The organism is Pseudoalteromonas sp. GB56 (assembly GCF_054923835.1).
In genome coordinates this window covers 2,047,201-2,072,305 of sequence record NZ_JBPCHK010000001.1, presented here as the reverse complement: position 1 = coordinate 2,072,305, position 25,105 = coordinate 2,047,201, and the positions used below count along the sequence as shown (strand labels likewise).

Genomic DNA, 25,105 nt, shown 5'->3' with positions numbered 1-25,105 from the left:
CTTTTTTATTTTTAATATTCTTGGAGGAACGTACCATTAGAGGCGGAAAAAAGGGTCAACAAACGACTCAAAAAAATCGTATTAACGAAGACATCACGGCAAAAGAAGTTCGACTAATTGGCTTTGACGGTGAGCAAGCAGGCATTGTGTCTTTGAGTGAAGCGTTGTCATTGGCGGAAGAAGCTGGTGTCGATTTCGTTGAGATTAGCCCTAATGCTGAGCCACCTGTTTGTAAGGTTATGGACTACGGTAAGTTCATTTTCGAAAAGAGCAAGGCACAAAAAGAACAGAAGAAGAAGCAAAAGCAAATCCAGATTAAGGAAATTAAATTCCGTCCGGGTACTGACATTGGTGATTACCAAGTTAAATTGCGCAGCCTTCGCAAGTTCTTAGAAGCTGGCGATAAAGCGAAAGTGACTATTCGTTTCCGCGGTCGTGAAATGGCACACCAAGAAATCGGTATCGAACTTTTAAATCGCGTTAAAGATGATTTAGAAGATTTGGCAGTAGTAGAGTCTTTCCCTAAGAAAGTCGAAGGCCGCCAAATGATCATGATGCTAGCGCCAGTGGCTAAAAAATAGTATACTGCGCGACTTAAGATTTAGTGCAGGTTTACAAGCTAATTGGAATACCTCGGTATTTTAAATAGCACCTGTATCTATCCGGTTGAAAGTAGGGGACTTTTATAGTCCCTTCACCGGTTTTGGGAGTAAGTTAGGCCACTAAAGTGTCAACGTAAGTTGGACGCCTGCTTGCTAAATTTAAAGCAATACATATTGGAGTTATTGCAATGGCTTATAAGCTAAAAACACACCGTGGCGCTGCAAAGCGCTTCAAGAAAACTGCTTCAGGCGGTTTCAAGCGTAAACAGGCGCACCTTCGTCACATTCTGACTAAGAAAACTTCTAAGCGTAAGCTTCACCTACGTCCTAAGCTAATGGTTCACAAGAACGACCACGGCTTAGTTTCTCGTATGTTACCATTCGCTTAATAGGGGTATAGAATAATGGCAAGAGTAAAACGCGGTACTATCGCGCGCGCACGTCACAAGAAAGTTTTAAAGCAAGCTAAAGGTTACTACGGTGCACGTTCACGTGTTTACCGCGTAGCTTTCCAAGCGGTTACTAAAGCGGGTCAATACGCTTACCGTGACCGTCGTGCGAAGAAACGTACTTTCCGTCAACTATGGATCGCACGTATCAACGCTGCAGCTCGTCAAAATGGTTTGTCTTACAGCCGTTTCATCAACGGTCTTAAGAAGACTTCTGTAGAGATCGACCGTAAATCCTTGCAGATATCGCTGTTTATGACCAAACTGCATTCGCAGCATTAGTAGCTAAAGCGAAAGAAGGTCTTTCAGCTTAATCTACCTGTGTTAGCAGAAGAAAGGAGCCTATAGGCTCCTTTTTTATTATTTGTGATTTACTTAAACCAACCACTACCTTGATTTCACCAATACCCAATCCATCCAGCTCGTTGGCAAAATGCGTTTCAAAATACCGAATATATACGTCGGCTTTGTCACATAGTAACGCGCTTGCGGATGTTGCGATTCTAATGCATGCACTAGGCGCTTATACACAGCTTCAGGTCCAAGAGTAAAGGGTTGTGGTCCGGTAGCTGATTCAAGCCTGCGCTGCTGCGCAAGGTAATTTTCTCGATGCGCACTGTGATCAATATCGATACCCGATGTCAAAAACGCGTGAAGGGCATTGTCTCTAAACTTTGACGTGATAGGGCCAGGCTCGATAAGAGACACATGTACGCCACTGCCTTGTAGCTCTAATCTAAGGGTGTCGGTAAGACCTTCGAGGGCAAATTTGCTGGCATTGTACGCACCACGATACGGTAGGGTCACTAAACCTAACACGGACGAATTTTGAATAATTCGGCCATGTCCTTGTTTGCGCATTTTTTTACACGCTAGCTGAGTCAAATGGTGCCATCCGAACACATTCGTTTCAAATTGCCTTCTTAGGGCATCTACAGGTAAGTCTTCAACGGCACCCGGTTGACCATAAGCGCCATTGTTAAACAATGCATCCAGTTTGCCACCACTGTAGGCAAGGGCATCTTCTAACCCTTGTTCAATTGAATTAGTATCGGTGTAATCTAATTGCACACAGGTGATCCCCTGTGCATTGAGCTTTTTTACATCTTCAATACGCCGGCAACTAGCAATAACCTCGTAGCCGCGTTTTTGCAATTGCTGAGCACAGTAATAGCCGATACCACTTGAGCAGCCGGTAATTAATATGGTTTTCATAGTTTTATGTATCATCTATGATCAAGATTGTTAGGAAACTAACATTTCATCGCAGTACTCGCCAGTGTTTAGTTAAGCTTGTTATACTCGAGTGTAATAAAAGCAATAACAAGATATAGAAGATGCTTACAAGTCTATTACTCACGGCAGCCTTGGCCAACGACGCGCACTTGCCGCCACTCATTGAATGGCATGGCCAGAGCGAAGAATTAGTCCTATCTCAAGGCCCGCTGGTCACGGATTTTGAAAAATCTGGCGGTGTCGACTCGCCAAACTATGAGCAAACAATGGTATTTTTGCACGCATTACAAAGTGCAAACCCTGCACAATTCACAATTACGACCATAGGCCAAAGTAATGCAGGACGAGATATCAATATGCTCATCGCTACACAAGATGGTGCCGAATCTGCAGATGCCATCTTAGCAAACGGCAAACCAACGTTGCTTATACAAGCAGGTATCCACAGTGGTGAAATAGACGGTAAAGACGCTGGATTTATGATGCTTCGTGATATCGCAAGCGGTAGGCGTAATGACATACTCAAACGCGTTAACTTGCTGTTTATTCCTATCCTTAATGTTGATGGTCACGAGCGCAGCAGTGAATTTAATCGCATCAATCAACGCGGTCCTCGGGTAATGGGGTTTCGTACCAACGGCCAAAACTTAAATCTCAATCGTGACTATACCAAATTAGACACACCGGGAATTCGCGCTATTGCTAATGTCGTCAATGCGTATAAACCGGATTTATACATTGATGTGCATGTAACTGACGGCGCTGATTATCAGTACGACATCACCTATGGCTATAACCCAGTGTTTGTGAGTGTATCTCCAAAGGTAACTCAAGCACTTGATGATTACGTAAAACCGATCATTGACGCAAAACTACACAAACAAGGTCACATTCCGGGTCCATTAGTTTTTGTGATGGACAAAATGGAATTCAAGCACGGCCTCGCAGGGTGGGTTGCCGGACCGCGTTACTCCAATGGGTGGGGTGAGCTTCGCCATTTACCAACAATTCTCGTTGAGAATCACTCGTTAAAGCCATATAAACAGCGCGTGTTAGGCACCTATGTATTCTTAGACGGCGCCATTGATGCGATGGCAAACAATGCTGATAAAATAGCTGCAGCTGTTAAATCGTCTGTTCAAAGCCAACCTGAAGAATTAGTCGTTGAGCTTGGCTATGCAAAAGAGCCTGACTTTGTTGAGTTTAAAGGTGTCGCTTATGAACACTATTTCAGTGACGCGACAAAAACGAAAGAAGTTCGTTATTTAGGCAAGCCACAAAACTATGAAAAGCTGCCTATTTATTGGCAAAAAGACATCAAAACACAGGTAGCAATACCTAAGGCGTTTTATATTCCTGCGCAATATAGACAAATCATTGATACGCTCAAAGTGCAGGGGATAGAGTTGCAAGCTGTTGATGCGATAACCTCGATGAATCTGACTCAGGGCGTTATTGCTGAGCATGAATTTGCTAAATCGCCATTTGAAGGCCGTTTTCGTGTTACACCAACCATGGAGTATAAGACGGGAGCATATACTCTAGATTCTTCATGGCTGAAAGTAGATACACAGCAACGCTTGGGCTTGTTGGCAACGCACATGTTGCATCCTGAGGCGCCGGATTCGCTATTACAATGGGGCTTTATGCATACCCTTTTTCAACGTACAGAGTATGTAGAAAATTATGCGTTAGCACCGCACGCTGAAACTTTGCTAAAACAACACCCTGAATTAGCGAAACAATATGAGAAAAAGTTGAAAGACGAATCATTTGCACAAGATGCAGATTCACGGCGCGCATGGCTTTACGCCAACAGCCCATATTATGATCAACAATATTTACGCTACCCAATTTTAATGCAGTATTAGAGATTTTCATCCATTAATACCTGTTATTGAGGCAGCTAGTCGTGTTTTATACAAGGCAAAGCATGCGTGGTTTAGTGACTGTGTTTGAGCATGAGAAAAAAACCTAAAAAACACGAATAACGCTGCCTAATGGGTTCATCCTATACATTCTGGTCTTTGTTGCAATAGATAGAGCGAGCAAACTCACTTTCGTATCGTGAGACCACAAGGCATTTGATGGACGTAAAATAAACCGAAAGATAAACAAACCATTATATGACTATAAAAATTCATACTATTCCTGTAACACCGTTTATGCAGAATTGCCGCATTATTGAGTGCACAGCCACTCAACAAGCTGTTGTAGTGGATCCAGGAGGCGATACAACAAAAATAGTCGCTAAATTAAATGAACTAGGGCTAAAACCACAAGCTGTTTGGTTGACCCATGGTCACCTTGACCATGTCGGTGCAGCAGACGAATTGGCCACAGCCTATGAAGTAGACATCATCGGTCCTCACGCCGATGAACAGTTTTGGTTTGACGCCCTGCCACAACAGGCGCAGATGTTTGGTTTTGCGCCACGGCCAGCATTTTTGCCAACGAAATGGTTAAGTCATGGCGATGTGTTAACACTGGGCGAAGCGTCATTTGAAGTGCGTTTGTGCCCCGGACATACCCCAGGTCATGTTATTTTGGTTGACCATGACAATAAGGTGACCTTAGTGGGTGATGTTATTTTTAAAGGGTCTATTGGGCGCACCGATTTTCCCAAAGGTGACGGACCAACGTTAATCGCTTCAATAGAGCGAGAAGTCATGTCATTAGCTGACGATTACCGTATATTGAGCGGCCATGGGGAAGACACTTCGGTTGGCCATGAAAGGCTTTCCAACCCTTTTATAAGTGGAAAATTTGGCTAAAAAAGCAAGACGATTTCCGATCCCTTGTGTATAATTTCACCTAATTAACGATAAAAAAAGAAAAAACAATGTCATTGAACCAAGTTGATCGCCAGATATTGGCATTACTACAGCAAGATGCAAGTCTATCGACTGCCGAAATTGCAGACCAAGTTGGTCTGTCTCAATCTCCGTGTTGGCGAAGAATCGCGCGACTCGAGCAAGAAGGTTACATCAAAGGCAAGGTAGCGCTTTTAGATGAGAAAAAGCTAGGGTTTGATATGTTGGTCTATGCCCATGTTCGATTATCAAACCATGGGCGTGATCAGTTAGCGCAATTTGAAGAATTGATCATGAGCTACGACGAAGTCACTGAGTGTTACTCAATGGCTGGCACGATGGACTTTATGTTGCGTATCATTTCTAAAGGTATCGAAGGTTACGAGTTATTCGTTCGCGATAACCTACTTAGCTTACCTTATGTACAGGAAGTGCATTCTAACGTGACCATGACTTGCGTAAAACGATCAACCTCCTTGCCATTGTAATGACATAATTAAAACACATCATTCTGCGCCCACATGTGTGGGCGCTTTTGTTTGCGTAATTGTTAATTTATCCCGTTTTTGCTAGAATTTGCAGCCCTTTCGCAGGTTGTTTCAAATCGCATCGCAAACGAGGAATAAATGTTTAACTTACTCAGCAAAGCACCTAGCTCTGCTAAAAACGATATATTGTCAGGACTTACCGTAGCACTTGCTTTGGTGCCTGAAGCCGTTGCCTTCGCATTCGTTGCGCAGGTTGACCCATTAGTTGGTTTGTACGCCGCGTTTATCGTCGGTTTAATCACGTCCTTAATTGGTGGCCGCCCTGGCATAATCTCTGGCGCAACAGGCGCACTTGCAGTAGTAATGACCTCTTTAGTGGTGACGCATGGGGTAGAGTACCTATTCGCAACCGTGCTATTGATGGGTATCCTGCAAATACTGGCCGGAGTGTTTAAGCTCGGTAAGTTCATCCGTATGGTTCCGCATCCAGTCATGCTGGGCTTTGTAAACGGACTTGCGATAGTTATATTTCTTGCGCAGCTGGGCCAGTTTAAAGTATTGGACAGCGAAGGGCAGATGCAATGGATGCAAGGTAACTTGCTCTACACTATGCTAGGCCTCGTGGCGCTAACCATGGCTATTATTCATTTCTTACCCAAGCTAACCACAGCAATTCCTTCTAGCTTGGCTGCCATCGTTGTTGTTACTGGTCTAGTGCTTGGGTTAGATTTAGAAGCGCGTACAGTTATCGACTTCGTTAAAGATATGACAGGCGACAGCGCTGCGACTATCGCAGGTGGTTTACCAGAATTCCACATTCCTCAAGTCCCGTTTAATCTAGAAACGCTGAAAATTATCCTTCCTTATGCGGTGATCTTAGCGGCAATTGGTCTTATTGAATCGCTTCTTACACTGACCTTGATAGACGAAATCACTGACACCCGTGGTCACAGTAATAAAGAATGTGTTGGACAAGGCGCAGCGAATGTTACCTGTGGTTTCTTCGGTGCCATGGGTGGTTGTGCCATGATAGGTCAGTCGATGATCAATATTAACTCGGGTGGTCGTAGTCGTTTATCCGGTATTACTGCTGCACTGTTATTGCTTGTGTTCATTCTTTTTGCAGCGAGCTATATAGAGATGATCCCTCTTGCAGCTCTGGTTGGTGTAATGTTTATGGTCGTCATCGGCACGTTTGAATGGTCAAGCTTCCGCATCATGCGCAAAGTACCAAAGTCAGATGCTTTTGTGATTTTCCTTGTGAGCGCTGTGACCGTCGCGACCGACCTTGCGATTGCAGTGTGTGTAGGTATTATCGTCTCTGCACTGGTTTTCGCTTGGCAGCACGCTAAACACATTTACACAGAAAGCTACATCGACGAAGAAGGTTCAAAAGTATACGAATTACACGGTCCGCTGTTCTTTGGCTCTGTAAAAAACTTCATTGAACTATTTGATGTAAAGAATGACCCTAAAGACGTTATTGTTGAGTTTAAGCACAGTCGTGTTGCTGATCACAGTGCGATTGAAGCCATAGATACATTGGCAGACAAATACAATAAAGCAGGAAAGACGCTACACCTTCGACATGTCAGTGCGGACTGTAAAGAACTTCTGCACAAAGCGCGAGATTTGGTCGAAATAAACGTAATTGAAGACCCGAAATACCGCGTAGCTTCAGACGAACTAGGATAAGCAACAAGCTTAAAATTAAAAATAAGAGGCCAACATCATGTTGGCCTTTTTTGTTCAGGTGAAATTAACCCCAAAATGACTACACTTTTTGTAGTTTAATTTCGAATGGACCCGTAAATGAAAAAGTTCCTTCCATTACTAGTAGCTTCATCTTTAGCATTTCAACTTCATGCACAAGCTTTACCTGACAAACCGCATATGCAGGTCAATGGTGTGGGTGAGGTATGGGCTACACCGGATCAGGTGACGATAAATGTCAGCGTCAACGAGCAGAACATGGATGTTATGCAGGCCAAACAGGCGGCTGATGGCAAACTCGCCAAGATGATTGTTTTACTCAAAGAGCAGGGCATTGCAGGAAAAGACATACACGCAAGCCAGCTGAATATTCACAGTAAATCTCGCTATAACAGACAAACACAGACCAATGAATTTGATGGTTATGAAGTAAGTCGTTCTGTTAACGTCATTCTAAGAAGCGTGGATAATTACGCTAATGTTTTACAAATATTGGTTCAATCCGGCGCTAACCAAGTAGGCCAATCTCAATTTGGATTGAGTAATTATGATGAGCTATATGCAAAAGCAAGACAGCTAGCCTTCAAAGACGCAAAGGAAAACGCATCTATTTACGCTCATGGCTTTGACGCCAAAGTGGGAAATGTTTACAGCATTAATGCATTAGAACACCAACAGCCAATGCCGTATCCTCGGGTTGAAATGAAAATGATGGCAAGTGACGCTCAGAGTAGCGTAAAAGATGCATACAATGTTGGTGAAATTAAAGTGTCAGCAACCGTAAACGCAGTCTTCTTACTCGATAATTAACTACCGTCCTCTCCTGCGCCGATGTCGAAACGTATTTTTTGTTTCCCATCGGCGCTTTTCTTTTAAATCAATTACCTGTAACGTTTCACAAACTAAATTTTTTTCAGGAACTTTACTGTGATTGTGTCAATTTACGCCGCCATTCTAGCTTTGGTTTACGTACAACTTAGCCTTTATGTCGTTAAAGTACGAACCGAAAAACGTCAATCACTTGGGACTGGCGAGCATGAAGAGCTTAACCGCGCTATCCGTGCACACAGTAACTTTATCGAATACGTGCCTTTTGCATTGATTTTGTTATTCCTCAACGAATATCAAGGAATGGCCAGTCATTATGTGCATATTCTAGGGATTGTGTTTGTGGTAGGGCGCTTATTGCATGCAAGTAATATCGCGCAGATAAACGAAAAGTTAAAAATCCGCGTGCTGAGTATGCTGCTAACATTCAGTGTGATGATCCTAACCGCAATTTCTCTGCTATTAGATGCAACAATAGGAATCTATCTATAAAAGTACAGTATTAAGCTTCGCTTCCACTTTTATATCGTGAAGCCACTTATAGTTGACGCTTTTGAGAAAAGGGTAGCAGTTGCTACCCTTTGTATTTTCAACTAAACATGAAGTTCACAACTGTTTGTTAGTCAGTTAATTATAATTTGGCTGTATCACTTGCGTTTATTGTCTGTTAGCTTTAACTATCTGTTCCTATTAAGGAGTTTGCGATGACAGAGATCCTAATTGTTGCCTGTATTTTTCTAATGTCAGGATTAATTGCGGTGCCCATCGCCACACGCCTAGGCCTGGGCTCGGTGCTTGGATATTTAATCGCAGGCATCGTCATTGCGCCGTTTTTAACAATATTTAATGTCGACATCACAGCAATACAGCATGTGGCCGAGTTTGGCGTCGTCATGATGCTATTTTTGGTCGGTTTAGAGCTGGAACCGAAAAAGCTGTGGTCTATGCGCACACAATTGATAGGGCTAGGTGGCGGCCAAGTTATTATTACGACTTTAATAATTGGCGTTGTCTGTATGTGGATGGGGTTCAGTTGGCAACTATCACTTAGTATCGGACTTATCTTAACCCTTTCTTCAACGGCCATTGTACTGCAAAGTTTGGGGGAAAGAGGGTTACTCAAAACCCAAGGTGGGCAAGCGTCTTTCTCTGTTTTACTAACTCAAGACATCGCTGTTATACCAATTCTTGCATTCCTTCCTCTGTTGGCAGCACCTGAATTAGTGGCCAGTGCACAGAATGTCGCTGACCATAGTAATGTTGGTTTTAATTTAACTGCTGGAATGAATAGCTGGCAAAGTGCACTAGTACGTCTAGTCGTTGTACTCGCAGTCATTATTGGTGGCACCTTTTTAACTGGCCCAATTTTCCGCTTTGTCGCACAAGCTAGGTTACGAGAGTTGTTTACCGTTACCGCTTTATTTTTAGTGATTGGCATAGCACTTCTTATGACTTTAGTGGGCTTATCGCCAGCACTCGGTACTTTTATTGCTGGCGTGGTGCTGGCAAATTCACCTTATCGTCATGAGTTAGAAAGTAATATCGAACCATTTAAAGGCTTGTTGTTAGGTGTCTTCTTTATCACAGTCGGGGCTGGCGTCGATTTTGACTTGCTATTCGCCAATGCTAGTGAAATTTTTGCTGCCACTGGTTTGTTAATATCGCTAAAAATCATTGTGTTACTGATTATTGGCCGAGCGATAGGGTTAAGAAATCAGGCACTGTGGTTGCTCGCATTAGGATTAGCCCAAGCGGGTGAGTTTGGTTTCGTATTGCTGTCATTTTCGGTAACCAATAGCATTATGGCGCAAGATATCGCTGACAAACTACTGCTTATCGTGACCTTGTCTATGCTGGCATCGCCATTGCTGTTCATTATTTATCAAAAATTCATCGCTACACGCTGTGTACAAAGTACGCCACAAATCGAAGAAACATTCCCAGAAGAAAGCCATATAATCATCGCAGGATCGGGAAGGGTCGGCGGTTTAGTCGACCGTATATTGAAAATAGCTGGCTTCAAAGCCACCGTTATAGACCACAATTTCCAAATGCTAGAAACAATGGCGCGGGTGGGGGTTAAGTACTTCTTTGGTGATGCCACTCGGCCGGAAATATTAAGCGCTGCGGGTATAGAGAATGCCAAGTTACTGATCATCGCACTGGACGATAAAGAACAAATTTCTAAACTCACTCATTATGTTGTGCAATCCTATCCACATGTTCACGTAATCGCACGTGGTATAGATAGGCACCATGTATACGATTTATGGTCACTTGGTTGCAGAGATATTATTCGAGAGACTTATGACAGTTCATTACGTATCGGGCGCTCTGCCTATGAAGCACTCGGTATAGAAAGGGATAAAGCTGAACAAGTCATTGCATTGTTTAATGACTACGATAGACAAATGATGCAAGTGACAGCTGAAGCCTACGACCCAAACACACCATTTCAAGATAATGATGAGTACGTCAAACTAGTGCAGGATTACATGCAAGAATATGCGCCGCAATTAAAAGAAACCGCTGCGGCTATTATCAACAATACAGAACTTAACAATACGTCTAAAGAACATGATGTCATGAGTGGTGGCTAGATAATAGGGGACTTGTCTGACTTTTTAATGCTTAGACATAGATGATAAAACGGCATTTGTCCCTTGCAAAGAACCAATGAAGGACTAGAGTTACCCTTATGTAATGTTTAAATATTGTAAATAAAATCAATATTAAGTTAATTAAAAAGGGCGTACTATGAGTAAGGTCATTTTATCCCTCGATGGCGGCGGCATTCGTGGCGCCGCAACCACACAGTTTTTAACACTCATAGAGCAAGAGTTAGCGCACAAACACGGTACATCAATAAGGCAATGCGTTGACTTTTATGCCGGCACTAGCACAGGCAGCATCATTGCATTGGCACTTGCGACTACCGATATGTCGTTGGATGACATAAATAATTTATACGCTCGCACAAGCGCTAAAAAAATCTTTACGGAAAATAAAGGTTGGTTTGATTGGGATGGAGTCAATGCTCCCAAGTATGAAGCCAGTGGCAAGACAAAAGTTCTCAAAGACAACTTTAAATCAGCGACGCTTAATGACGTTAAGACAGGCCAGCACGTATTAGCGATGTCATACGATATCACCAAACGAAGACCCGTTGTATTAAAGTCAACCAATTCAAAGCACCTCGGCCTGAAGTCTTCGGTCGCGGCCGATGTTTCTAGTGCTGCGCCCACGTACTTTCCAACGCTCGAACTAAAAATCGACGGACAAGATCATTGGTTAGTCGACGGTGGTGTAACAGCAAATAATCCAACCATGTGTGCGTTAGCAGAAGCACGAAGAATTTGGCATCTAGAGCCTTGGGATAATTTTAAAGTGCTGTCTGTGGGGACCGGTTATCGGACGCGCAAAATCAATGGCCCTGAATCTCAACGCTGGGGAAAAATTGGTTGGGTCACCAAAGGCGATATTATTGACTTGTTAGCAGATGAAATGGTGGTAGCGTATCAAGCGTTCACCATATTAAAGCCGGGTAATTACATTCGCGTAAATGCCGATATGAAAAAGCAACCGGGATTAATGAATCCGCCTGATGATGCGATGGATGACATTTCAAGTAGTAACATAAAAAAACTCAAAGACATGGGGAAATGGTGGTTTGATGTTTATGGTGAAGCTGTTATCGAATTACTGCTTGGCACATACACAGGTAAGTCGTTAGATAGAATCGATCCACAAACACAAAAGCCAATTCAATAAATACACGAAGAGATAGTGAATAATAGAAAATACACTAATTAAAACGGTGAATTTGTCAGGGCAATGAGGTTAGGTTTATAAATACTTAGCCTATTTAACATAACATAAATTATAGGAAGTGAATGTGTATTCAAATCGACACACCCACATATGTCCAATACTAGACGGTATCGGACATTTTGGTTATTTAATTACAAACTTAGTCTTAATTGCGTAATTACCTGTGCTTTATGTTTGCCCAAACATAGCTTGGTGTTTTATATTTTGAATGTTATTAGCGTATTAACGATATTGAGCAAACACTCCGTATCGCATAGTATTAATTTAAACACGAATAAAAAAGACGCATTATGGAATTTGTTCGTCCCTTAGAGCCGATTCTGATTATCGATGATGATCAGTCCATGCGAAGTTCTTTAGCCGCCATTCTCACAGAGCTTGGTTATGACCAGATATCTGGAAGTGCTGATATCGCAGACGCCAAACCTTTACTTTCACAACTCGATCCAAAAGTTGTATTTGTTGATGTCGCATTACCTGACTGTGACGGTTGTGACATTATTAGTTATTTAACCTCCGCCCATCCTCATTGTCAGATAATATTGTGTGCTGATCACAACTCATTTGAAAATGTTGAACACAATTGGGAATTTGGTGCAAAGGAATACATAAGCAAGCCTTTCAATGCCAATAAAGTCGACATGGTTATGAAACGTTTGGAATTAAACTAGCGCTAATGCAAGAAAAATTAACACAACTGACTCTTGGTCTTGCCGATGTCATCTTCGGCAAAGAACAACAAATCAAACTTGCTCTGTGTGCCATGTTGTCTCGTGGTCATTTACTACTTGAAGACTTACCGGGCATGGGAAAAACCACCTTATCTCATGGTTTGGCACAAGCGCTTGGTATGAGCTATCAACGAATCCAATTTACCAGTGATTTATTACCCGCAGACATTCTCGGCGCGAGTATATTTAACACCAAAGAACAGAAATTTTCATTTCACAAAGGTCCCATATTCAGCCAGGTTGTGCTTGCTGATGAAATTAATCGTGCAGGTCCCAAAACCCAAAGTGCACTGCTTGAAGCAATGGAAGAAGGCCGCGTCAGTATCGATTCACAAAGGTACACGCTCCCTACTCCATTTTTTGTTGTAGCGACGCAAAACCCACAGCATCAATCCGGTACATTTCCACTGCCTGAATCACAATTAGACCGTTTTTTTATGCGTTTAAGTCTCGGTTTCCCTCCTGCAGATGCTGAAAAGCGACTGATTAAAGGTCTTGGACCACAGCGTGATATGGTTAAAGACCCTATCATCACCAGCCATGAGCTAATGACGATGCAGTCACAAGTTGATGCGGTCTCTATCGCTAACACCGTCGTCGATTACATCCTTGCATTGGTCACGCTAACACGCCAAGACAAAGACATTGCCCATCCATTATCGCCAAGAGCGAGTATTGCCATTGCGCAAGGTGCAAAAGCATGGGCGTTTATCGAAGGTCGTGATTTTGTAATGCCTGAAGACGTACAAGCAGTGTTCTCAAGTATTTGCGAGCACCGCATGAATCCACATGACTCCTACAGTCAGTCGAGTGTGTGTGAAGATATTTTACGCCGAGTAAGGGTACCGCTTTAACATGTTTGCCTTTATATCCAAGGCATTTTCTCCCATTCGTACTAGATTTGAATCGCTGCTATTACGTGATAAACATAAACGTTCACGCATTACATTGGGGCACAGTACGTTATACGTCTTACCATCAAAAATGGGGATGTTGTTTTTAGTCGTTGCTATTCTGAACTTTATTTTAGGGGCCAATTATCAGAATAATCTGATTCACGTCACCGCTTACCTTATGTTGATATTACTGCTCATGTCGTTGATCCAGGCTTACAGTAATATGAAGGGCCTCACCATTGTTTTTCAAGATATCCCTGACGTATTTGCCAATCAACCTGTGAGTTGTCGTATCCGAGTGTCAAACGAGCAAAGACGCTCGTACGCGATTTTTTTAACATGGGATAATGTTGATTACTTAATTGATTCTGTTGATCAAAACCCACAAGAAATCGTCATTAACGGGCAAAAGCATGTGCGCGGTAAATATATATCTGCACGACTTAGAATCATGTCTTCCTTTCCTTTTAGCCTTGCCCAAGTTTGGAGTTATCTAGATCCCAAAAAGGTGCATTATGTCTACCCTGCTACCTACGCACACAATCATCCGCTTAGTGTCTATATGACTGATTCCGAAGAGTCAGACAGCACCGCATTGTATAAATCTGGTAATGATGAATTCTCTGGACTAAAAGAACAAAAGCATCAGGTAGATTACCGCCGCATTTCTTGGAAACATTTTGCTAAGCGCGAAGAGCTGTTAGAAAAAGAGTTTGTAACGCAAGCGCAAACTGCAAAAGTCATGGACTTTGAAGCGCTAGTTGGGAGCACCGAGCAACGCTTGAGTATGATGGCGCATACAATAGAAGAAGCAAAGAGGCAAAACCTCCCGATTGCAATTCACGTTCCAGGGAAACACGCAGCAATTGAAGGTGCAACGACAGATTACACCTCGCATCTGAGAACCCTCGCTACATTTGATCAAGGCTCGTCAAGCTAATGGTTAATTTTGCTAGTTTAATTTTGAGTTTGATATACATCGGCATCCTTGCGCTCATTGGTGCTGAGTTCCCACCTATGTTACTTAGTGTGTTGTTACTGTTGTGTTTATGGAACCTTCTGTTATCGAGTAAACGTTCCAAACGACCAGGTCCAATGTTAACGAATATACTTGCCGCTGCATTATTAGCTGTGCTTTTTATAACCATAAACTTAAATCAAAGTGTGCTTTTATTCGTAGCAATGCTGTTACAAGCCTGTATTTTAAAATTCTTACAAGCCCGGACTGAAAAACAATTAAAGACTGTCATTGTGCTATCGTTCTTTTCAATATCGACGGTATTTTTATACAAATTTGATTTAATAAGTACTTTTCTCGTTGGCATTTTCTTTATTGGATTGATAGCGGCACTCTCGTCGGTTAGCGGTGTCCGCTCAGCTAGAGTTTCACTTTTTAAGGCAATGCAAACTATACTAATCGCAGTACCTATCGCATCTATGATGCTTATTTTCATCCCAAAAATCCCAGCATTTTGGAAATTACCAGGTGCAAGTTCAGCAACTACCGGACTAAATGAACGTATTGACCCTTTTGACATCGCAAACCTTGCAAAATCAGGGGAGCTTGTATTTCGAGCAGAATTTGACAATAACGCCCCAAACCCGCCCTATTATTGGCGCGCCCTACTTCATGATGAGTTCGATGGTAAAGCCTGGGTGAGAAGTGAAAGTATATACGCAGCGGCCTCTGCTACAGAGGTTCAAAATTACGAGAATAACGCCACAATTTATCTAGAGAAAAGTGCAAATCCGTGGTTATATACGCTTGGTTATGGTGTAAGTAATTCGCCAAGTATATTAAATCTTCGCCATGGACTAATCAGACGAAAAGACCCTTCCGCATCGTCCTTTCAATACCCCCTGAATTTCTCAGAGCAACCGGATTTAGCTTTAAGTGAATACGAGTATCGATTTTATACCCAGCTACCGGTTACTGGAAATCCTGAATCAAGGAAACTCGCTCGGCAGATAAAGTCCCTAACAAGCAATACGCAAGGATTCATCGAAGCACTGTATAGTCACTACGCCGTGAATGGATTCACTTATACGCTAACCCCAACGCCTATTACTGGCACAGATACGCTCGATATTTTTTTAACACAAACCCAACGTGGATTTTGTGGTCATTATGCCAGCGTGAGCGCCTTTATTATGCGCAGCGCGGGCATACCTGCGCGCTTGGTATCAGGCTATTTAGGTGGTGAGCAAGTGACAGATAAAAATTACCTGGCTGTGTATCAATACGATGCGCATGCTTGGGTGGAATATTACGATGGTGAAAAATGGCAGCGCTTCGATGCAACGTCGGTTGTTGCACCTGAGCGACTGAATGGTTCGTTATCGCAAGTTGAAGAACTACAGCGTGAGTTTTTAGACAACTTAGATTTTGGCCTCATTCAATTTGCTAATTTTGAATCATTACGCTGGTTAAGAATGAAATTAGAAGAACTCGATTACAGCTGGACGAAGTGGGTACTGGGGTTTGACCAACAACAACAAAATAACATGCTCAAAAATCTACTAGGCAATAAGTTTGCTCAGTACAGTATGGTGATTGTTGTATTGTGTCTCGCTATAATCCTTACTGTTATATTGCTCATCAGTTCTAGGCAACACAAAACTCATTTAAGTTACAGTGCTAAACAATTACAACGACTTTTCAAAGCCGCGGATAAATTAGGTTTGCTCAGTAGCGAACAGCTTACACCCGTTAATCAACTGCATTATTTGGCGCGACAAAACCCGCGTATTGAATCATATATTGAGCAAATTAAACGTACATATATTGAGCAAACTTACAAACAAGCTGAAATATCAAAAAATCAGCAAACAGCACTTAAACGTGCAGTAAATAAATCGATTAAAACATTAGGTTAGTAAATGAATGCTGTCGTATTGGGCGTTTTACTCATGCTCATCCTTACCCTTTTTCGCGTCAATGTAATTGTAGCTATGGTTGTGGCGGCAATAACTAGTGGGTTGTTAGCTGGCCTGTCTCTAACCACTACAGTTGAAGCGTTTAATTCTGGTTTATCAGGAGGGGCTGAGATTGCATTGAGTTATGCAATGTTGGGTGCTTTCGCAGTGGCAATAGCTAAGTCTGGGATGACTAACCTACTCGCACAAAAACTACTCAAGATGATGCATCACGAAGGTACATCGGATAGCTATTTATCGTATGCGATAATGGCGGTGATGTTAGCTTGTGCTTTAAGCTCACAAAATATCATCCCCGTGCACATAGCTTTTATTCCGATTCTCATTCCACCTTTATTGGGAATTTTCAATAAATTACAATTAGATAGACGTGCAATAGCCTGTATTCTCACATTTGGTTTAGCAACAGCCTATATGGTACTTCCCTACGGTTTTGGTGGTATATACCTATTTAATATCTTACACCTAAATCTCGTAGAAAATGCATTAGTAATTGATAAAGACTTGGTTCCGCAGGCTATGCTCATTCCTGCCTTGGGTATGTTAGCCGGTCTATGTGTCGCTGTTTTCATTAGTTATCGTGGTAAACGTCAATATAGCGATGTTCATGCCAATGATGAACAACCTCTCACAGTAGACAACCAACATCGCGTGTTGATTGTTGGCACGCTCGCCGTTGTGTTGTCACTCGTGGCTCAGTACATGAGTCAATCTATGATACTAGGCGGATTAGTGGGCGTTGTCGTATTCACGGTATTCGGCGTTGTTAAGTGGCAAGAAAATCAAGACGTATTTTCTCAAGGCGTAGCGATGATGGCCATGATTGGTTTTATAATGATCTCTGCTCAAGGCTTTGCGGAAGTTATGAAAGCCACAGGACATATAACGACGTTAGTTAAGAGCACTGCACACATAATAGGTGACAATAAAGCCCTTGCTGCGATCTTGATATTACTTGTAGGCTTAATGATCACCATGGGGATCGGTAGCTCGTTCTCAACTGTGCCAATTATTGCCGCCTTGTTTGTCCCGCTGTGCATGGAAATCGGCTTTTCCCCCATGGCCACCGTCGCCCTTGTTGGCACAGCAGGAGCTTTAGGCGATGCTGGCTCCCCTGCTTCTGACTCTACCTTGGGACCAACGTCTGGTTTGAATGCAGATGGCCAGCACGATCATATTTGGGATTCTGTGGTTCCCACCTTTGTTCACTTTAATATTCCCTTGGTGATATTTGGTTGGGTAGCAGCAATGGTGTTGTAATTTTCCATACCACAATCGCTAACGATTGAAGATTAACACCAAACATGGTGATTGGTTACAGGAATACTTGTTCACCTTGGTGCTAGATGTGTGGTTACTATGAATAATTACAATTTAGGTGAAATGGAATCACAACATACCCAAATGGTTCCAAAATCACCAAACACTTCAAAACCATTTTTGATTGGTCGCACATATTCAAATTCGCCTAGACTCATTGTTTCAGTATCAGGATCGAAAATCATTCCAATTGATAAATATGAAAATTCGATTGTGATAGGTGATTTATCAGAATTAAAAAAGCGAACATTAACAGAGTCATGGTAGCCATCTTCATGCAAAACAATAATCTTAAGTTCGCTTCTATCTGGTGTTGCTTTGATACTTATTACATTCTTACCGAATAATTGATTCATCTGCACGCTTATAATATTTTCCTCTGTGCCACATATTTGAACGCAATTTACATCACTCATTTTCCATAATACCCTGCAAGCAGTGCTGGACTTGTTCACCTCAGGTAGAAAAAACAAATTCATAATGTGTAATTTCTATTGGATCACTCTTTATGCTGTTAATCATTTGCTCTACAGAAGGCTGATTATCTTTCGAGAATGAAGCGCAAAAATTAATATGGGGTTGCCGTTTACCATCTGATAGGACAGTAAAACAGTCATAGCCTAAAAGGTGGTACCTAGATTCAACAATTGCTTTAATAGTTACCTTGGCATCAAACTCTTGCCACTAACAAGCCGTTACCAATTTTAACAACGGGAATTCCCCAACCTTTATAAATATCAAAATAATTCACTTAAGAGCCTAATTATTCCTATCGATATTGTTATTTCAATCTCTTACATTGTCATTAGTAGACATAGCAACGGCTCTGTTGGGCTAAGCAAGCAAACATCTTCACAGCAATCTCACGTTAACGTGTACTGCTTACCCGATTTCGGCCTGTCGCTTTAGCCTGATACAACGCCGTATCGGCCAGAGCCAAAACATTATCTAAGCTTAGATTGTTATCTTTGAGCTGCGATACACCAATCGACAAGGTGTAAGATATGGTGTGTTGCTCATATGTCACTTTGCTTTGTTCTACTTGTGATCTCAAACGCTCTCCAATATCTTGAGCCTCCTTAAGTGGTGTTTCAGGTAGTAACATAGCGAATTCTTCACCGCCTATTCGTCCTACGACATCAGATTTCCTTAAGGATTGACGTACTAACGCTGATAGAGATTTGAGTACCGTATCGCCAGCCGCGTGTCCAAAAGTATCATTAATCTTCTTGAAGTCATCGATGTCAAATATCAACACACTGTAGGACTTACAGTAACGTACAGCCTGTGAATGCTGATACTCTGCCATTTTGTAGAAAGCTCTGCGATTAGGAAGTTCGGTTAATTCATCTGTTAAAGCGAGTGATTCGGCTCTTTGTATAGCAATTTCAAGTTCTGCTGTACGCGCTTTGACTTGTTGCTCAAGGCTATGATTATATTTTTCTAACTTATCTGCCATTTCCTCTATATCCATCACGTAGTTAGCCTGGCGAATAGCGATTTCAATGTAAGAGGTAACTTCTTTTATTATTTCAATTTCATAGCATGACCAATGTTTAGCTGACGCGCTGTCTATGCAAAATAAGCCCACCACGTTATTTTTTACAATTATGGGCGCATCTAATAAAGCTCTGGTTCTACCCGCAACAAAAGCGTCTTTTAAAGGCATGACGAGTGAATCTTTTTCCACATCATCAATTGCTATTATCTTTTGATTTTTTAGCGCAGCAAGGTATTGAGGTGCGATAGTTAAATCAGCTTGAACATTTTCAATTGAGGGTAAGTTTTCTCTTGGAATACAGCTATGTACAGTTAATATCCCTTTGGCTGAAATTGTTGAGTAGGATACACGATACATCGGGAAGTATTGGCCAATGTCTTCTAGCGCAATGGAGATTATATTTTCTGGTGCTAATTCAGAATTGATACACTTAGCTATTTTATTAATGATATCGGCTCGATTTTTATTGAGTCTAGCAACATGTATCTCTCGTCGATACTGTCTATTTTTGATTATGGCTAGCACCAGTGCCGAAACTAAAACTAGGATTATAAAGGCGACGATTTCCAAGCCCTCGTGCGTTATTTAATTATTACTATGTTAAAACAATAATAGACTATGAATCACTATCACACTGATGTCACGTTGATTTTTAGATAGATTGGTGTCATGTGGTGTTTAAATAGAGGAATTTGCGATTGTCTCCAAGACCCCTTTCATTATTCATGTTGAACGATTTTGAGGTATTGAAGGTTAGTTCTAGCGTTGCTCCAAATATCAACAGAGGAACTCAGAAGTTACGGCCAAATCTTTCCTTAGCACTAAACAACGCGCTTTGCGAGATTGAATCCCCTCTATAAATGCGAGTGTCATTCAGAGCTTTTACTGAATTAATCAATTCACCATCCACCTGATAATGTAACCCGTTAAAAACTATGTGATAGTCGGTTATGAAGACTTCAAAAATATCTTCCTGCTCTGGCATCATTAAAAGTAGTTTATCTGCATTCTCTAAGGTTCCGTTAAACTCTGACGATATACTGCTGGTGAGAATCGTCTTATCTATTAAATCTCTAAGTGCGTAGAAGTCGTCAAATCGCGCATAGACGATAGCACTATCTTCTAGCTTGCTGAGCCAATAAATAGATTTTATATCATCAGAAGTATTTAAATTATATTCATGTAGGTTGTTAGCATATCCATAGTTCGAACAAAGCGTCACCAAAACACAAATTAGGGTTTTGCTCATTGAATAGTTTCCTTTTATTAAATCGAATTTCGTCTTAGTTAATAACTAGCAATGCGGTTAAATATTACAACTATAACCATGTACCCCTTGTATTAATTGTCTATTTAATTATCTCTATAAAAATGCGAAAACGCGTTGTAAACAGCTAAATGTAGCGCGTCACCGTGATTTCTATCCTCCAAAAAATCGAAGCGTAATTTGCTACCTTGGCTATCGATAGCAACAAGCTTTTCGTACAACTGCTTTGCTACACGTTCCATCACCTCTCCTTCATTACCCACTGCAATGTAGATAGAAGTACCTGCCATCAATTTGGGCACGTGTTGTTGAAGTAACTTTTCGTCATCCCACCACAAACTGGGGCTTACAATGACGTAGTTATTGAAAAGCTGTTGTTGGCTAAAGAGAATTTCGGTCGTTACCAGGCCCCCTAGCGACTGGCCGATAAGCGTTTTATGGTTTGTCGTTCTGAATGACCCTTCAATGAAGGGTTGTAATTCTTGTGCAAGAAACGAAATAAAGGCCGCTGATTGGCCAGACGTTGGAAATTCCCTTTGATCAAGCTCATTGTTGGACGGATATGTAAAATCACGTTTGCGGTCCACATTAGCGATACCCACAACGATAGATTCTGGAACAGTTTTAATCCAAGGAAACGACGCAAATTGAACGAGACCAGCAATATGAATAAAGTCTTCATCTTCGGACCCGTCGAGGAGATAAATAACTGGATAGTCTTTTTGTTCTCCATCGTTATAACTGGCTGGAAGATAGACATTGAGAACTCGTTGCTCATCTAAAACTTCTGAAGAAATAGTTAAACTCTTACCTAGTACAAAGTCGGCTTCACTTATTTTTTGCGGCAACGAACTACCATGCGTCACACCGCTTAGCGCTATAAGAATTATAAAAAGTAGTTTGTTCATTATTATTGTTACTACGCATACCATATTCTCGGTAAAATCATTAAAGCGCTTATTTTTAGCAATTTCAAATATGTATCGGCCACGCTTGGTTACCCTATTCTCCTTGTTTCTTTGTTGTTACGGTGCATATGACGACACATTTAGTATGATGTGTTCATTGCATATTCGTTAAAGAGGAGCAAACTGCTCCTCTGCACTATCATGTTATTTTGTATTAAATGCCTTTAAAACCATTTAACATTTTTTCACACACTACCGGTGTTGGACGATGATTTTCATCAACAGCAACAAAAGTGAAGCTACCACAAATAGCTAAATGTTTGTCATCTTTGTGCATAGTCTCTAAGAAGATCTCTACATCTACCTTTAAACTCGTGTTTCCTACGTGCACTACTTTAGACACCAATTCAGCAAAAGTGCCGGCTGGAATAGCTTCTTTAAAATCAACTCTATCTGAAGAAATTGTTACCAAGGGCTTACGACAAAAACGAGTCGCAGCGATAAATGCAACTTCATCCATCCATGCCAATGCATCACCACCAAATAGAGTGTTGTGATGGTTCGTACGACCTGGGAATACAGTTTTGGTGACGTGAGTAATTGAGTCTTTGATTCGTTGTGCTACAACAGCATCTTTATCAAGTGGTTTAGTCATTCGTTTTAGCTTCGCTCGCTAGAGTATCTATCATTAAAATTTGTGGGTCCAAACGGGTATCAAACCAATTTAAACGCCAATCTAAATGGGGGCCTGTAACGCGACCCGTTGCGCCTATTTGACCAATTTGCTCGCCCGTTACGACCTCCTCACCCTGCTCCACAGTAACCTTATGCATATGGATATAAGTTGAAGTAATGCCGTGACCATGGTCAAGAATCAAGGTGCCGCCGGAGTAGTATAAATCTGCGTGTGCGAACACCACTTTGCCTGGCATGGGTGCATAGATTGGCGTGCCGGTTTTGTTGGCAATATCGAAGCCAAAATGTGGACGTTTTGGGGTGCCGTTAAAGTATCGCTGGCTACCGTAGACTCCAGAAATACGTCCACTGGCTGGTCGATACACTGGCGCTAAGAAATCAGTTCTCGTTGATGCGACTGCACGCGCGTTCTTTACCATTACTGCATCATTACGAATTCGTTCGCTTACTTCAGGTGCAGGTGACACGTATTTTTGCTCCACACCTTCAATTTTATCAATTTTGTAGTTGCGCGCCTTTACATCGAACGTCAATTGCTGCCATACACCCGTTTTATCTTGCCATTTTAATACTTGCTTTTGTTCAGCGTCACGGCCAACACCAAATACAAAATGGCCTCGCTCGTCGCGCATTAAATCACGGTCGGCAAATACAACCTTTTGCGCGTCGGGCAACTGGCCAACAAGCATAGCACCTTGCGTCAATTCACCTTTTACTAACGGGTATGGTAGTGCATTATTTTGTTGCGCAACGGACACGCCGCTCCACCCACAAAAAATGAGTAACACGCCTAAGGACTTTAGTTTGTTAAGCATAACTTATCGAACCTTTACCGACCCCTTCATACGCTGTCACTTTAATCGCATTGTCTGGATGCTCACGTTTTAATTCTTGGGCGATGTAGTCAGCGATACACTCTACCGTGGTGTCACATGGTAAAACATCAACACATTGAGCACTGATTGCGAGCTCAAACTCTCCTTGATTTGCGTTGTATTTGCTGCAGATATCGCCTTCTTTAGCATCAATATGTTGCAGCTCAACTGAGCTTACTTTGTCTTCTTCGCTCAATAAGTAAATGTCGCGCCAGCGTTCAGACCACAGTTTTTGTAAGCGCGGCATCTGCATACCATCTAATTCAATGCCAATCGTGCTACGGTGGCCGTGCACAATACGCTGACAGTTGCCATCGTGCTTTTTCAAGCCGTGTGAATAATGGTAGTAAAAACTGTTACTTGGTTCTGGGCGCAAACTAATACCTAGACCAGTGACATTCGCTGGCAGTTCAGGCTGAATTAGTGCTTTTAAATATTCAATAACAGAATGTTCGCTTATTTCAGGCGCATCAATCTTACTGACAGCCTCAAGTGGTGCATACATAGCAAAGTGACAATTATCCGCAAACGTAGCGTCGACCTTACAGTAACCGTCTGCTTCTACGAACTGTAAATCAGCTTGCATCGGAACCGCCAATGAATGGTCAACGGATGCATCAATAATGCGCTTAACTTGTTTTTTTACCAGCGCGAAATCCAACACCATAGACTCGTCGTTTAAATCACCCTCTAGGGTCAAATCAACAATCCAACTTTCGCCAATTGGTCCACGCTTGGTACAAAAATAAGAAAAATCGATAACCGTGAGATTATTAACGAATAGAGTCATGTATTAGCCTTTTACGCTGCAAATATTTATTCCAAATTATACAGAGTATGGCAGCACTTTTCTGCCCTTTTACATACAGAAATAGCAATTATTCTTATCATTACAACGAAAGAACACCACCTTCACATTTTTTACACAAAAATGGCGTAAAAATAGCGCATTAAATCACTGCTCAGAGTTGTTTAGCGTACATGTGTACGCTAAAGTAGCTGCAAATTTTTGAAAACGATAAGTGTGTTATGGAACGTAAGAACAGCTATACAAAAGAAGATTTAGTCATTTGTGGTGAAGGCAAACTATTCGGCGATGAGAACTGCCGTTTACCAAGCGACAACATGTTGATGATGGACCGCATTGTTTCTATCACTGAAGATGGCGGTGAACACGGAAAAGGTCAAATCGTTGCAGAGCTTGATATTGACCCTTCACTTTGGTTCTTCGATTGTCACTTCAAAGGTGACCCTGTAATGCCTGGTTGTCTTGGCCTTGACGCAATGTGGCAGCTAGTTGGATTTTTCTTAGGTTGGTCAGGTGGTCCTGGTCTTGGCCGTGCATTGGGTGTAGGTGAAGTTAAATTCACAGGCCAAATCCTACCTACCGCTAAAAAAGTAACTTATCGCATCGAAATGAAGCGTGTTATCAAACGTAAGTTATTTATGGGCCTAGCTGATGGCACGGTTGAAGTAGACGGCCGAGTTATCTATGAAGCTAAAGATTTAAAAGTTGGTCTTTTCCAAGATACGAGTGCTTTCTAACCCCCCCCCATTAAAAACGCCGCTTATTAGCGGCGTTAATACTTCTTTAGACTTTATACATTGACCTTTCTTCGATGGCTTCTCGCCAGCCACCTAGCCATTGTGAACGTGGATCGAGTTGTTGGTAGGGGCAGTTTTCTTTTGAGCGGCCTGCCATGCCTGCTTTATAACCTTGAGAATGGGCGCGTTCTAGACGATCACGTTTTTGTCTCTTCATAGGTAAAGTCCTCACCATTTTATAGTTTTCGTACTGTGTAGTTTTTATTATCTACACGTAATGAATAGTTAATAAAACTGTCACTTTCAATGTATAAAATTTGTACAGCCGTATTGACATTGTGTAACTGGCTGACAGTTAATTTAATTTAGTTCGAAAAAAATTTTTGGTCGTACCTCTGTTTCTTCGACCGAATTACATGGACTCTTCTGTGTTGTTGGAATACTAACTATGATGGCTTTTGCCTCAAAT

Annotated in this window: 25 protein-coding genes and 1 pseudogene; 17 read left to right on the top strand and 9 right to left on the bottom strand. The window is 41.8% G+C overall.

Features of this window, described 5'->3' with window-relative positions; all coding sequences use genetic code 11:
* Positions 1–20 precede the first annotated feature (20 nt).
* From infC to rplT, 3 genes and pseudogenes are all read left to right on the top strand, one after another.
* Positions 21–581, top strand: a complete 561-nt coding sequence (gene infC, locus ACH19P_RS09860; RefSeq protein WP_462158399.1) for a translation initiation factor IF-3 — start codon at positions 21–23, stop codon at positions 579–581.
* A gap of 209 nt (positions 582–790) precedes the next feature.
* A complete protein-coding gene (gene rpmI, locus ACH19P_RS09855) occupies positions 791–991 on the top strand; it encodes a 50S ribosomal protein L35 (protein WP_022944197.1) in 201 nt (66 codons plus the stop codon).
* Between the two features lie 15 nt (positions 992–1,006).
* A pseudogene (gene rplT / locus ACH19P_RS09850) lies at positions 1,007–1,365 on the top strand (50S ribosomal protein L20).
* 73 nt (positions 1,366–1,438) lie between these two features.
* Here the strand turns inward: rplT and ACH19P_RS09845 are convergent.
* The gene (locus ACH19P_RS09845; RefSeq protein WP_462158398.1) at positions 1,439–2,266 is read right to left on the bottom strand and encodes an SDR family oxidoreductase; all 828 of its coding nucleotides are present in this window, start codon (positions 2,264–2,266) and stop codon (positions 1,439–1,441) included.
* A 122-nt stretch (positions 2,267–2,388) separates the two neighbouring features.
* Between ACH19P_RS09845 and ACH19P_RS09840 the strand changes: the two genes are divergently transcribed.
* The 13 genes from ACH19P_RS09840 (at position 2,389) to ACH19P_RS09780 (ending at position 17,784) form a co-directional block, all read left to right on the top strand.
* Positions 2,389–4,158, top strand: coding sequence for a M14 family metallopeptidase (locus ACH19P_RS09840; RefSeq protein WP_462158397.1), 1,770 nt, complete (start codon positions 2,389–2,391; stop codon positions 4,156–4,158).
* A 261-nt stretch (positions 4,159–4,419) separates the two neighbouring features.
* A complete protein-coding gene (locus ACH19P_RS09835; protein ID WP_462159336.1) occupies positions 4,420–5,061 on the top strand; it encodes an MBL fold metallo-hydrolase in 642 nt (213 codons plus the stop codon).
* 68 nt (positions 5,062–5,129) lie between these two features.
* Complete coding sequence (locus ACH19P_RS09830) at positions 5,130–5,588, top strand: Lrp/AsnC family transcriptional regulator (RefSeq protein ID WP_347389358.1); 459 nt, start codon at positions 5,130–5,132, stop codon at positions 5,586–5,588.
* 138 nt (positions 5,589–5,726) lie between these two features.
* Complete coding sequence (locus tag ACH19P_RS09825; protein WP_462158396.1) at positions 5,727–7,283, top strand: SulP family inorganic anion transporter; 1,557 nt, start codon at positions 5,727–5,729, stop codon at positions 7,281–7,283.
* 117 nt (positions 7,284–7,400) lie between these two features.
* The gene (locus tag ACH19P_RS09820) at positions 7,401–8,111 is read left to right on the top strand and encodes an SIMPL domain-containing protein (protein WP_462158395.1); all 711 of its coding nucleotides are present in this window, start codon (positions 7,401–7,403) and stop codon (positions 8,109–8,111) included.
* 117 nt (positions 8,112–8,228) lie between these two features.
* Positions 8,229–8,621: an MAPEG family protein gene (locus tag ACH19P_RS09815; protein ID WP_462158394.1), complete on the top strand. Its 393-nt coding sequence runs from the start codon at positions 8,229–8,231 to the stop codon at positions 8,619–8,621.
* 212 nt (positions 8,622–8,833) lie between these two features.
* The gene (locus ACH19P_RS09810; RefSeq protein ID WP_462158393.1) at positions 8,834–10,729 is read left to right on the top strand and encodes a monovalent cation:proton antiporter-2 (CPA2) family protein; all 1,896 of its coding nucleotides are present in this window, start codon (positions 8,834–8,836) and stop codon (positions 10,727–10,729) included.
* A gap of 157 nt (positions 10,730–10,886) precedes the next feature.
* Positions 10,887–11,900 (top strand): patatin-like phospholipase family protein, encoded by a 1,014-nt coding sequence (locus ACH19P_RS09805; protein WP_462158392.1) that lies wholly within the window; start codon positions 10,887–10,889, stop codon positions 11,898–11,900.
* Between the two features lie 350 nt (positions 11,901–12,250).
* Positions 12,251–12,631: a response regulator gene (locus ACH19P_RS09800; RefSeq protein ID WP_347389364.1), complete on the top strand. Its 381-nt coding sequence runs from the start codon at positions 12,251–12,253 to the stop codon at positions 12,629–12,631.
* A gap of 5 nt (positions 12,632–12,636) precedes the next feature.
* Positions 12,637–13,545: an AAA family ATPase gene (locus ACH19P_RS09795; protein ID WP_462158391.1), complete on the top strand. Its 909-nt coding sequence runs from the start codon at positions 12,637–12,639 to the stop codon at positions 13,543–13,545.
* Between the two features lies 1 nt (position 13,546).
* Positions 13,547–14,527: a DUF58 domain-containing protein gene (locus tag ACH19P_RS09790; RefSeq protein ID WP_462158390.1), complete on the top strand. Its 981-nt coding sequence runs from the start codon at positions 13,547–13,549 to the stop codon at positions 14,525–14,527.
* On the top strand, positions 14,527–16,464 hold the full coding sequence (locus ACH19P_RS09785) for a transglutaminase TgpA family protein (RefSeq protein WP_462158389.1): 1,938 nt from the start codon (positions 14,527–14,529) through the stop codon (positions 16,462–16,464). Before ACH19P_RS09790 ends, ACH19P_RS09785 begins: the two co-directional genes overlap by 1 nt.
* A gap of 3 nt (positions 16,465–16,467) precedes the next feature.
* Positions 16,468–17,784 (top strand): Na+/H+ antiporter family protein, encoded by a 1,317-nt coding sequence (locus ACH19P_RS09780; RefSeq protein WP_462158388.1) that lies wholly within the window; start codon positions 16,468–16,470, stop codon positions 17,782–17,784.
* 107 nt (positions 17,785–17,891) lie between these two features.
* Here the strand turns inward: ACH19P_RS09780 and ACH19P_RS09775 are convergent, their stop codons facing one another.
* The 7 genes from ACH19P_RS09775 to ACH19P_RS09745 all read right to left on the bottom strand — a co-directional run bounded on the left by ACH19P_RS09775 (position 17,892) and on the right by ACH19P_RS09745 (position 23,881).
* Positions 17,892–18,260 carry a hypothetical protein gene (locus ACH19P_RS09775; RefSeq protein WP_462158387.1) on the bottom strand — a complete coding sequence of 123 codons (369 nt, stop codon included), beginning with the start codon at positions 18,258–18,260 and terminating at the stop codon, positions 17,892–17,894.
* Between the two features lie 452 nt (positions 18,261–18,712).
* Positions 18,713–19,915, bottom strand: coding sequence for a sensor domain-containing diguanylate cyclase (locus tag ACH19P_RS09770; RefSeq protein ID WP_462158386.1), 1,203 nt, complete (start codon positions 19,913–19,915; stop codon positions 18,713–18,715).
* A 220-nt stretch (positions 19,916–20,135) separates the two neighbouring features.
* Positions 20,136–20,594 (bottom strand): hypothetical protein, encoded by a 459-nt coding sequence (locus tag ACH19P_RS09765; protein ID WP_462158385.1) that lies wholly within the window; start codon positions 20,592–20,594, stop codon positions 20,136–20,138.
* 104 nt (positions 20,595–20,698) lie between these two features.
* Positions 20,699–21,520, bottom strand: a complete 822-nt coding sequence (locus tag ACH19P_RS09760) for an alpha/beta hydrolase (protein ID WP_462158384.1) — start codon at positions 21,518–21,520, stop codon at positions 20,699–20,701.
* 214 nt (positions 21,521–21,734) lie between these two features.
* Positions 21,735–22,175 carry an acyl-CoA thioesterase gene (locus tag ACH19P_RS09755; protein WP_462158383.1) on the bottom strand — a complete coding sequence of 147 codons (441 nt, stop codon included), beginning with the start codon at positions 22,173–22,175 and terminating at the stop codon, positions 21,735–21,737.
* Entirely contained in the window at positions 22,168–23,031 is an 864-nt protein-coding gene (locus ACH19P_RS09750; RefSeq protein ID WP_462158382.1) for a M23 family metallopeptidase, read from the bottom strand. The genes ACH19P_RS09755 and ACH19P_RS09750 overlap by 8 nt, the downstream gene beginning before the upstream one ends.
* Positions 23,024–23,881, bottom strand: a complete 858-nt coding sequence (locus ACH19P_RS09745; RefSeq protein ID WP_462158381.1) for a 6-carboxytetrahydropterin synthase — start codon at positions 23,879–23,881, stop codon at positions 23,024–23,026. Before ACH19P_RS09745 ends, ACH19P_RS09750 begins: the two co-directional genes overlap by 8 nt.
* Positions 23,882–24,120: 239 nt before the next feature.
* Between ACH19P_RS09745 and fabA the strand changes: the two genes are divergently transcribed.
* Positions 24,121–24,636, top strand: coding sequence for a bifunctional 3-hydroxydecanoyl-ACP dehydratase/trans-2-decenoyl-ACP isomerase (gene fabA / locus ACH19P_RS09740; protein WP_462158380.1), 516 nt, complete (start codon positions 24,121–24,123; stop codon positions 24,634–24,636).
* Positions 24,637–24,682: 46 nt separating this feature from the next.
* On the opposite strand, the gene rmf is transcribed toward fabA, so the two are convergent.
* Positions 24,683–24,853 (bottom strand): ribosome modulation factor, encoded by a 171-nt coding sequence (rmf, locus tag ACH19P_RS09735; protein WP_462158379.1) that lies wholly within the window; start codon positions 24,851–24,853, stop codon positions 24,683–24,685.
* Between the last annotated feature and the right edge of the window lie 252 nt (positions 24,854–25,105).